General features: G+C 67.3%; 10 protein-coding genes. 1 reads left to right on the forward strand and 9 read right to left on the reverse strand.

The window, feature by feature from the left end; genetic code table 11:
• Positions 1 to 53: 53 nt before the first annotated feature.
• The 7 genes from HGB10_07760 to HGB10_07790 all read right to left on the reverse strand — a co-directional run bounded on the left by HGB10_07760 (position 54) and on the right by HGB10_07790 (position 6,926).
• A complete protein-coding gene (locus HGB10_07760; GenBank protein ID NTU71696.1) occupies positions 54 to 479 on the reverse strand; it encodes a hypothetical protein in 426 nt (141 codons plus the stop codon).
• A 56-nt stretch (positions 480 to 535) separates the two neighbouring features.
• Complete coding sequence (gatA, locus tag HGB10_07765; GenBank protein ID NTU71697.1) at positions 536 to 2,017, reverse strand: Asp-tRNA(Asn)/Glu-tRNA(Gln) amidotransferase subunit GatA; 1,482 nt, start codon at positions 2,015 to 2,017, stop codon at positions 536 to 538.
• A 5-nt stretch (positions 2,018 to 2,022) separates the two neighbouring features.
• Positions 2,023 to 2,325, reverse strand: coding sequence for an Asp-tRNA(Asn)/Glu-tRNA(Gln) amidotransferase subunit GatC (gene gatC, locus HGB10_07770; protein NTU71698.1), 303 nt, complete (start codon positions 2,323 to 2,325; stop codon positions 2,023 to 2,025).
• 100 nt (positions 2,326 to 2,425) lie between these two features.
• Positions 2,426 to 3,652: a CPBP family intramembrane metalloprotease gene (locus HGB10_07775; protein ID NTU71699.1), complete on the reverse strand. Its 1,227-nt coding sequence runs from the start codon at positions 3,650 to 3,652 to the stop codon at positions 2,426 to 2,428.
• Positions 3,649 to 4,389 carry a CPBP family intramembrane metalloprotease gene (locus tag HGB10_07780; GenBank protein ID NTU71700.1) on the reverse strand — a complete coding sequence of 247 codons (741 nt, stop codon included), beginning with the start codon at positions 4,387 to 4,389 and terminating at the stop codon, positions 3,649 to 3,651. Before HGB10_07780 ends, HGB10_07775 begins: the two co-directional genes overlap by 4 nt.
• The gene (gene ligA / locus HGB10_07785; protein NTU71701.1) at positions 4,386 to 6,617 is read right to left on the reverse strand and encodes an NAD-dependent DNA ligase LigA; all 2,232 of its coding nucleotides are present in this window, start codon (positions 6,615 to 6,617) and stop codon (positions 4,386 to 4,388) included. The genes HGB10_07780 and ligA overlap by 4 nt, the downstream gene beginning before the upstream one ends.
• 12 nt (positions 6,618 to 6,629) lie before the next feature.
• Positions 6,630 to 6,926: a DUF2469 family protein gene (locus HGB10_07790; GenBank protein NTU71702.1), complete on the reverse strand. Its 297-nt coding sequence runs from the start codon at positions 6,924 to 6,926 to the stop codon at positions 6,630 to 6,632.
• A 375-nt stretch (positions 6,927 to 7,301) separates the two neighbouring features.
• On the opposite strand from HGB10_07790, the gene HGB10_07795 reads away from it, so the two are divergent.
• The gene (locus tag HGB10_07795; protein NTU71703.1) at positions 7,302 to 8,330 is read left to right on the forward strand and encodes a diguanylate cyclase; all 1,029 of its coding nucleotides are present in this window, start codon (positions 7,302 to 7,304) and stop codon (positions 8,328 to 8,330) included.
• On the opposite strand, the gene lipA is transcribed toward HGB10_07795, so the two are convergent.
• Positions 8,327 to 9,223, reverse strand: coding sequence for a lipoyl synthase (gene lipA / locus HGB10_07800; protein NTU71704.1), 897 nt, complete (start codon positions 9,221 to 9,223; stop codon positions 8,327 to 8,329). The genes HGB10_07795 and lipA overlap by 4 nt on opposite strands.
• A gap of 141 nt (positions 9,224 to 9,364) precedes the next feature.
• A complete protein-coding gene (locus tag HGB10_07805; protein ID NTU71705.1) occupies positions 9,365 to 10,102 on the reverse strand; it encodes a carboxypeptidase regulatory-like domain-containing protein in 738 nt (245 codons plus the stop codon).
• Between the last annotated feature and the right edge of the window lie 14 nt (positions 10,103 to 10,116).

The raw sequence follows: 10,116 nt of genomic DNA on the forward strand, positions 1-10,116 counted from the left end.
GGAGTTTCACTCTGCGGTGCCTACCTTACTCCTTGGCGACGATGCGAAATCGCCTAGCCGAGAGCTTCCTTGATCTTGAACACCGCGCCGGCCTCGATGTCACTGACACCACCGGCAGCCTCGGCGACGGTCTCTGCGAGCGAGACGATGAACCCCTTGAACGCCTCAAGGTCCTCGGGCGCCTTCTCGGCGAGCATCGCTGCGGCCGCCGCGATGTGCTCGAGCGTGGGAGTGACGATGTCGTTGGCGTTGGGCTTCTCGCCCTTCGCGTAGTCGGCGCGCGCATCGTGCGCGAGGTCGCGCACGAGCAGGTTGGGGGCGCCGGTCACCTGTGACGCGACGAACTTGCCCGCATGGCCGGCCTCTTTGAAGGTGTCCCAGAAGCCGGCGTCGATCGTGGAGAGATAGAGCACGGTGCCGGTGGTCGCCATCTGGAGCACATTCCACTCCTCGGCCGTGAAGTCGCTCTTCGTTGCCATGATGCGGTCCTCCCTGTTGAGTTGAGTTGCGTTGCGTCGTGCGGGATGTGGTCGCGCTACGCGCCGGTCACGAGCGGGCTGCGCAGGTCGAGTGCGAGATTGCGCTCGATGGCAGCGGCGGCCCGGAAGACCTTGGCCTCGGCGAAGTGGTCGCCGATGAGCTGCAGACCGATCGGCAGCTTCACGCCGTCCTCCTCGGCGAATCCGCACGGCACGTTGATCGCGCAGTTTCCGGTGAGGTTGACCGGGATCGTGTAGATGTCGGCGAGGTACATCGTGAGCGGATCGCTCTTCTCGCCGAACTTCCACGCGACCTGCGGAGACGTGGGCGTGAGCAGGACGTCGTAGTCGGCGAAGGCGGCCGAGAACTCGCTCGCGATGAGCGTGCGCGCCTTCTGCGCCTGGCCGTAGTACGCGTCGTAGTAGCCGGCGGACAGCGCGTAGGTGCCGAGCATGATCCGGCGCTTGGCCTCGGTGCCGAAGCCCTCGGCGCGGCTGCGCATGTACAGGTCGAGGGTGTCGGTGGGCGAATCGACGCGGTGCCCGTAGCGAATGCCGTCGAAGCGCGCGAGGTTACTCGAGGCCTCAGCCGGACCGATGATGTAGTACGCCGAGAGCCCGTGCTGGCTCGTGGGCAGGTCGACCTCGCCAACCGTCGCTCCCATCGCTTCGAAGCGCGCAGCGGCGTCCAGAACGCTCTGACGCACGGCCGGCGTCACGCCCTCCATGTCGAGCATGTCGCGCACGATTGCGATACGCATGCCGGAGACGTCGGGGTCACGCGTTGCAGCAACGAAGTCCTCCGCGGGACGCTCGACACTGGTCGCGTCCATCGGGTCCTTGCCGCAGATGACCGCAAGCGCGTTCGCGCTGTCCTCGACGGTGCGAGAGAACGGGCCGATCTGGTCCAGTGAGCTCGCGAACGCCACGCATCCGTAGCGGCTCACGCGACCGTACGTGGGCTTGAGCGCGACGGTGCCGGTCATCGCACCCGGCTGGCGGATCGAGCCACCGGTATCGCTGCCGAGCGTGATGGTCGCCATTCCCGCGGCGACGGCGGCCGCGCTACCCGCGCTCGAGCCGCCCGGGATACGGCCGAGGTCCCACGGGTTCTTCGCCGGCCCGGTCGCGCTCGTCTCACCCGAGCTTCCGAACGCGAACTCGTCCATGTTGCACTTGCCCAGGGGCAGCACTCCGGCGGCGACCATCCGCGCGACCGCAGTGCAGTCGTACGCGCTCTCGTAGTTGGCGAGGATGCGGCTGCTGCACGTGGTGCGCGTGCCGACGAGGTTCATGTTGTCCTTGAACGCCGCGGGAACGCCGGCGAACGCCGGCAGCGTCTCCCCCGCCGCAACGAGCGCGTCCACGCGCTCGGCGGCCGCGTACGCGAGGTCGGGCGTGACCTGGTTGAGCGCGTGCACGTCGACCTCAAGCGCCTCGATGCGTGCCAGCGCACTGTCCGCGACCTCGCGTGCCGAGAACTCCTTGGAGGCGATGGCTGCCGTGATGTCGGCCGCAGTCCACGCCGAGAGGTTCAGGTCGCTCACGCGTCATCACCGCCGCCTGTAATCTGCGGGATCAGGAACGCGCCGTCCTGCTCGGCGGGTGCGTTCATGAGTGCCATCTCGCGCGACAGGCCCGGCACCACGACGTCTTCGCGCGTGACGTTAACGACGGGGATCGCGTGCGCGGTGGGCGCGACGCTTGCCAGGTCGAGCTGCTGGATGGTGTCGATGTGCGAGAGGATCGAGTTCAGGTCGCCCTGAAGACTGACGACCTCGTCGTCGGTAAGGGCGAGTCGGGCGAGCATCGCGACGTGGCGAACCTCGCTCTCGGAAAGCGACATGCTACGGTTCCTTTCGTGCGACGGGCGCTACGCGCGCGACCCGTAAGGCGGCGAGAAACAGACGCGTACCATCATACTCAACGCCGAGCCGTGCGGTTTCTCAGCGAACTGTCGCGAACGCCGCCGCGACGGCAGCGGTGTTGTAGAGCACGTGGACGATGAACGCGGGCCACAGCGAGCGACGGGTCCACGTCAGCCACCCGAGCGCCACGCCGAGAACGGCCGTGGGCGCGAACAGCCAGAGATCCGCATGGAAGCCGGCGTAGAGCACCGCCGAGACGCCGATACCGGCCCACATCCCGAAGCGCTCACCGAACGCCGGCAGGATCACGCCACGAAACGCCATCTCCTCGGCGAGTGGCGCGGCGATGGCGACGAGCACCACCGCGAGCGCAAGCCCGATGGGACCGGCGCCGAAGACCCCGGCGAGATCCCCCGAGAGGCGCTCGGGCCGGGCGATCCCCATCGCCTCCATCGACAACCCGTAACCGATCGACACGATCTCGCAGCCGATGAACACCGCGACCACCAGCAACGCCGACACGATGGTTGAGGGGCGATCGACCGCCGCGCTTTGGCTTGGAGCGCTGCCCGGCCGAGCGAGACCGAACGCTTCTCCGACAGGAAGCCCGTGGCGACCCGCAAGCCACCCGAACGCGGCGATCTGGATGACGTAGTAGGCGGCAAGCACCACGGCGCGCACCGCCATCTGCCCGAGCGCGGGCATCAGCCCGACGGCCGGCAGCGCAAGCACGGCGTTCTTCGCGACCAGGCTGACCAGCATCACCGCGAGTACCGCGCCCGCGTCCACGAGCGTCCACGCGGTGGCGACGGGCGCACGCACAGCCGTGGGCGCGGGACGCTCGTGGGCGGCTTGCCGCGCGACCTCGGTGCCCGCGGACTGCGCCTTCGTGGTGCGAGGTCTGGGCGCGGGCACCGGGGCCGCCACGGGCGCCTGCGGTTGCGCGCCGCCCTTGCTCGGCGGCAGCTTCTTGGGAGCTGCCGCGCGCTTCTGCTCCTTGGCGGCGCGCTCTGCGGCCTTGCGGACCGCCTTGGCCTCGGCGCGCGAACCAACTACGACGTGGGTGACCTCGGACAGAGGAACGTTCGTCTGCTCGGCGCTTGAGCGCGTGGGAACCACCCGACCGAGGATCGCGCCCCGCGTGCACACCTGAACGCATGCGAGGCAACCGTCGCACGAGAGCCTGTCGACGTAGATGAACGCTGCACCGACCTTGAGCGCGCCCCTCGGACAGGCGGCAGGGCACGCACCGCAGCGATCGCAGCGCTCCTCGTGGATCGCGAGGTTCTGCGCGCTGCCGCTCACACCGCACCGCCGGTCTTGAGGAGGAATACGGCGGCGATCCCGATTCCGTTGAAGGCCGCATGACATGCGATCGGCGCCCACAGCGACTTCGAGCGCAGCCGAAGCACAGCCAGACTCACGCCTACAAACAGCACAGGGAGAAACCCGAACATGTTGAGGTGCATCGCGGAGAACACCGCTGAGCTGATCGCGATGGCCCACGCCTCCCTGACCCGGGCCGAGAGCGCCGGCAGGAACACTCCGCGGAACACCATCTCCTCGACCACCGGAGCCATCACAACAATGATGAGCACCATCGCGACGCCACCGGCGATACCGGGCGGGAAGTACTTGAGGGGATTGGCATCCCATCCCGGCAGCAGCCATCCGCGCCACACCATGAACCCGCTGTAGGCCAGCGCCACGAGCCGCAGGATGAAAGCCAAACCGACGGACAGCGCGATCCAACCGGCCAGCCGAGGTGCCGCCCTCAGCGCTACAGAATCGGCGAAGGACACGCCTCGGCGAGAGGCCACGAATGCGATGATGCCGAGCTGGATACCGTAGACGAGTACGTACGTCGAGACGATGATGAACGCCCCGATCGCCGGCTCGAAATCGAGCTTGGCGACGGCGCGCAGGACGCGGCCGCCCAGGAACGCAAGCCCCGCTACCGCCAGCACCAATGCGACCGCGTGCCGTACCGGCCAGGCAAACTGCGCATCGGCCGAGTACGCGTCCACGCCCGCCTCGCTCACGAAGCGCTCCCCGCCACCGACGGCGGCTGGCCGGTCTCCAGGATTGCCACGAGCTCGTCCTCGGACAGCACGGCGACCCCGAGCTCCACGGCCTTGTCGTACTTGCTGCCGGCGTCCTCGCCCACCACGACGAACGACGTCTTCTTGCTCACGCTGCCCGAGACCTTCGCTCCGAGCTCCTTGAGTGCGGCGCCGGCCTCGTCGCGCGTGAACCGCGACAGTGCTCCGGTGAGTACGAAAGTCATGCCTGCCAACGTCTGCGGACGCGTGGGCTCTCGGCGCTGTTCGGCGAGACGGACTCCGCCCTGGGCAAGGCGTGCGAGTATGGCGACGTTGTCGGGGTTGTCGAAGAACGCGCGGATACTCGCGGCTATCTTGGGGCCGATGCCCTCGACGCTCGCCAGCGGGTCGGCTGCAAGTGCGGCCGCGATCGAAAGCCCATCGCCGGGCTGCAGCGGTGCGGTGCGCGCTGCCGCCTCAATTGCCTCAACGGAGCCGAACGCGGCTGCGAGCGCCTCGCCCACGGTCGCACCCACGTGCCGAATCCCGAGACCGAAGAGCAGCCGCGAAAGCGGCCGTGTACGGCTGGCATCGATACTCGCGACGAGTTTCTCGGCAACGACCGGCCCGAGAAGCACCGGCGAGCCGTCCTTCTTCAGGCGCCCCATGTCGAGCGCGGCGAGTTGCTCGGCATGAAGCGTGTAGAAGTCGGCGACGTCGTGGAGCACGCCCACTTCGAACAGGCGCGTGATGATCTCTGTGCCCATGCCGTCGATGTCGGCGGCACCTCGGCTCGCCCAGTGGCCGAGACGCTCGAGCGCCTGCGCGGGACAGCCTGCGTTGATGCACCTCACGGCCACCTCACCCGGCTCGCGCCACGTGGGACCGCCACAGCTGGGACAGTGCGCGGGCGCAGTCCACTCGATGGCGCCGGGCGGACGCATGCCGGGCACCGGCCCCACGACCTCGGGAATCACGTCGCCGGCCTTGCGCACGACGATGGTGTCGCCCACGCGCACGTCCTTGCGGCGGATCTCGTCTTCGTTGTGCAACGTCGCGCGGGCGATGGTCGATCCTGAGACGACGACCGGGTCGAACTCGGCCAACGGCGTCATCACACCTGTGCGGCCCACCTGCACGCGGATCTCGCGCAGCACTGTGGTCTTCTCCTCCGGCGGGAACTTGTACGCGATCGCCCAGCGCGGCGCCTTGCTGGTGTAGCCCAGCTCGTCTTGCAGAGCGAGCGAGTCGATCTTCACCACCACGCCGTCGATCTCATACGGCAGCTCGTCGCGCTTCTCGAGCGCACCTTCGCAGAAGGCGCGCACGGCCTCGCGGTCCGCACACGACTCAACGTCCGGGTTCACTCGGAAGCCCGCCGACCGAAGCCAGCCGAGGATGTCTGTCTGACGCGCGAGACCAAGAGCACGCGGGTCCGCGATCGCATACATGAACGTGGCGAGATCGCGACTTGCGGTGATAGATGGGTCCTTCTGCCGAACGCTGCCCGCCGCGGCGTTGCGTGGATTGGCGAAGGGTGACGCACCCGCGAGGTCCTGCTCCTCGTTCAAGCGCTCGAAACTCGCCTTGGGCATGTAGACCTCGCCACGAACCTCCACCGCGGGGCCACTCGCCGGCGCGGCATCATCCGCCGTCCGCGTCTCCGTCGCATCGCCGAACAGCGACTCCTGACGTGAGGGTGGTGCGGGCGTCGTGCTCAAAGCCTCATCACGCAGTCGAAGCGGCACGTCGCGCACGGTGCGGATGTTGGCGGTGACGTCCTCGCCGGTGCGTCCGTCCCCGCGCGTGGCGGCACGCACGAGTGCGCCGCCCGCATACGTGAGCGCAAGTGAGCTGCCATCGATCTTGAGCTCGCAGACGAACTCGCACGGGCGCTCGCCCACTGCGTCGCGGACGCGCGCGAGCCAGGCATCGAGCTCGTCGAGGTCCATCGCGTTATCCAGCGAGTACATCCTCGAGGCGTGGGCGACCGACGTGAACTGCGAGCTCGGGGCGACGCCCACGCGTTGAGTGGGCGAGTCAGGGGTCACGAGCGAGGGGAACGCCCCCTCGATCGCTTCGAGTTCGCGCACGAGCGAGTCGAAGGCGGCATCGGTTATCTCGGGCGCGTCGAGTGCGTAGTAGCGGTATGTGTGATGCTCGATTTCGCGGCGCAGCTCGTCGGCGCGAGCCGAGGCAGCTGCGACGGTGGCAGGGACTTCCGGCACGGGGTGCTCGGCCTACGCGTCGTCGCCGCGGAGCTTCTGCACGTGGACCGGGCCGACCTCGTAGATCACGACCTCAGGCACGAAGCGCTGAGGCCGCTCGGCCTCGTAGATCCACGCGTCAGTGAGCGTGATCCGAAAGTACGTGCCGCCCGGCGCCGGCACAGGCTCGACGTCGACGCCGTTCGCGAGGTAGGCGCGAAGCTCGGTCTCAACGTAGTACTGGAAGACCGTGATCGCATCCTGATACTCGTTGTAGAGCTTGAGCCGCTTCTCGGCTTCATACATATCCAGCTCGTCGATGCTGTCCACGCGCAAACCCCTCTCGAATCGAGCTGTCGGCGGCCACGATGGGCGCCGCAAACGGTCATCGTGTTTCATTCTACCCGTCAGCAGTGCCACGCGGCGCGCGGCTTCACCCACCGCGCAACGGGTTCATGAGCACAAAAGCCGAGGCGCACACTCTACTGAGCATGCGCCTCGGACTTCCATGAAGAAGACCCACCGAGCTCGTCACTCGGCGACCCCCAAGCACACTATATAGCGCTCATCACGATGATGCATAGGGTTAGCGCACACAATCCGCTGTTATCTTGGTATACGGTACGCCTCGTTGTGTCCCGCGCGAGGGTGTTTCGAGCAGTTGGGGCACAATCCCCTTGGGTCTTCCTGCGAATGGGGTAGTTCATGCGCGACATCATCGAACTTTGCATCTCGCTCGACACCGCCGCGATCGAGACCTATGCGCAACTTGAAGCGGCTTGTGATGACGAGGAAGTCAGTGCTCTGTTTCGCCGGCTCCGCGCCGACGAGAAGTCACACGTAGGCTGGTGGAACGACCTGCTCGGCGCTTGGGAGGCGGGGCTGGTTCCTCCGCTCTCGGACGAAGCCGGCCTGCGCGAGTCGCTCACGCAACTCGCCGAGGATGTCGCCACCGAGCTACCCACCGACTTCGCGAGCCTCAGCGTCGATGAGATGCTCGCCCTCGCAGCGCATCTCGAGTTCTACATGCTCGACCCGGCGTTCTCGCAGCTCATCGAGCTCGTGAGCCCGACCAGCAACGTCGATGCGCCCAACGCCTACTCCGAGCACATCATGCGGCTGATCCGGACGATCGAGGCCCGGCACAGCCGAGGCGAGCTGAGCCACTTCCTCGCCCGAGCGCTCGCCCGCTCACTGCGAGACCAGCAGAGACTCTCGATGCTCGCCTCCCAAGACGCACTGACGGGGCTCTACAACCGCCGTGGGTTCTTCTCGCACCTGAGTCACTGGGTCGCCCATGCCAACCGGCACCACCATCCGCTCGCGGTCGTGATTCTCGACGTCGACGAGTTCAAGCGCATCAACGACCGGTTCGGCCACTTGGCCGGCGACGAGGCGCTGCGCGCGGTGGGCGTGACGCTGGGCGATGTGGTCCGGGCGTCTGATGTGGTCGGTCGCTACGGTGGCGACGAGTTCGCGATCATCGCCCCCGCCACCGACGAGGTCGAGCTCCAGGCGCTGATGGAGCGGGTGCTGAGCGCAGTACGCGCGCTGCAGATCGAGTTCGCCGAGAAGAATGTGCGGCTGACGGTCAGCATCGGAGGTGCCTACTCGCGTGCGTACGACACCGCCGAGCCGGGCCTCCTGATGGCCACCGCCGACGCGGCACTGCTTGAGGCGAAGTCATCCGGGCGGGATCGCGCAGCGGAGCCCCGAGCGGTCACCGTCACCTAGCCGCTGCTCGGTCGGCCCGCCTCATCGGCCAGCTCGTGCGCGTGGTAGCTCGATCGCACGAACGGCGCGCTTGCGACAGCCGAGAACCCGAGCGCGTACGCGTCGCGCGCGAGCTGCGCAAACACCTCCGGCTCCACAAATTCGGCGACGGGAAGATGCGCTGCGCTCGGACGCAGGTACTGCCCGAGTGTCAGCATCGTGACGCCGTGGGCGAGCAGGTCGCGCATGACATCGCGCACCTCGTCGGGGGTCTCCCCCAGGCCGAGCATGACGCCCGACTTCGTGGGAACGTCGGACTGCGTCTCTCGGACGCGCTCCAGGACGCGCAGCGAACGCTCGTAGACGGCACCCGGTCGCACCTGCGCGTAGAGACGCGGGACCGTCTCCATGTTGTGGTTGTAGACGTCGGGCCTAGCGGCCGCGACCACGTCGACGCTGGCCTCGTCCCCCGCAAAGTCACTTGTCAGGACCTCGACAGCGATACCCGGAACTGCGCTGCGCACCGCCTCGATCGTGGCGACGAAGTGCGCCGCTCCCCCGTCGGCGACGTCGTCGCGCGTCACGGACGTGATGACGACGTGGCGCAGCTTCAGTCGGCTGACCGCCTCGGCAACTCGAGCGGGTTCATCGGCGTCGAGCGGCTCCGGCACACGGGTCTCAACAGCGCAGAAACGGCATCCGCGGGTGCACGCGTCGCCCATGATAAGGAACGTCGCGGTGCCGCTGCTGAAGCACTCACCACGGTTGGGACACTTCGCAGACTGGCAGACCGTGTTGAGCGACAGCTCCTCGAGCATCCCATCGACGGCCGCGAAGGTGCCCGTGCGAGCAATCGGCCGCCGAAGCCACTCGGGCAGTCGCTTCGTTGTAGCGCCATGTTCGTAGCCGGTCATCCACCCACCTTGTCGCCGAGATCACCCGGTGCCGCGACGAACGCAACGTACGCAGGATGCCCGAAATCGTCGCAAAGCGCACGAAGACCTCGCCGCTTGGTCGGCGAGGTCTCCAGTGCGTGAGCGGCCCGGCAGCCGCCCTTACGGGGTGATCGCTCCGGACAGGTCGCTGTCTATCGTCAGCTCCGCTCCGGATCCGAGGACCTGGACGCTCGCGTTGCTGATGCGGTTCTGGTGGTCGTAGTACTGCGTCAGGCTCGACGGCGTCATGCCCGTGAAGCGCAGATGGTAGCTGCCCGCAGGAAGCGAGAGCGTGTAGACGCCCAGTGCGTTGGTGAACACACCACGCACGTAGGCATGGGTCGTGGCGTTGAATGCCGTGACCACCACACGGTTCATCGGCACTCCGACGTTGGTGATGGTGCCTGAGATGGTCTGGACCGTGACAGGCGTCGTGGGTGCCAGGTCAGAAGACACCGTCGTCATCAGGCCGGCGGTAACCGTCACGACGGCCGCGTCGGTGATGTTGACCTTGTGGTCGAAGTACTGCGTCAGGCTTGCAGGCGTCGTGCCCATGAAGCGCACGTGGTAGGAGCCCGCCGGCAGCGAGCCGAGCGTGTAGTTGCCCAGTGCGTCGGTGTAGACGCCCTTGACGTCTCTGTGCGTCACCGCGTCATAGGCCGTGACCACGATGTGATCGAGCGGCGCCCCCAGGTTGGTGACGTTGCCGCTGATGCCTTGCGTGCTGGGCGGTGCGATCGGCGTCAGGTCACTTGAGACCGTGATCGACTCGCCGGCCACGGCACTGAGCGTGGTCGCCTCGCTGATGGTCAGCGTGCGGTCGTAGTACTGCTCGAGGTTGGCAGGTGTCGTACCCATGAAGCGCACGTGGT

The organism is Coriobacteriia bacterium (assembly GCA_013334745.1).
GTDB lineage: Bacteria > Actinomycetota > Coriobacteriia > Anaerosomatales > JAAXUF01 > JAAXWY01.

Coding starts and splice junctions, on each gene's coding strand:
- HGB10_07760 (NTU71696.1), bottom strand. CDS start 479: ATGGCAACGAAGAGCGACTTCACGGCCGAGGAGTGGAATGTGCTCCAG.
- gatC (NTU71698.1), bottom strand. CDS start 2,325: ATGTCGCTTTCCGAGAGCGAGGTTCGCCACGTCGCGATGCTCGCCCGA.
- HGB10_07795 (NTU71703.1), top strand. CDS start 7,302: ATGCGCGACATCATCGAACTTTGCATCTCGCTCGACACCGCCGCGATC.
- lipA (NTU71704.1), bottom strand. CDS start 9,223: ATGACCGGCTACGAACATGGCGCTACAACGAAGCGACTGCCCGAGTGG.
- HGB10_07805 (NTU71705.1), bottom strand. CDS start 10,102: ATGGGTACGACACCTGCCAACCTCGAGCAGTACTACGACCGCACGCTG.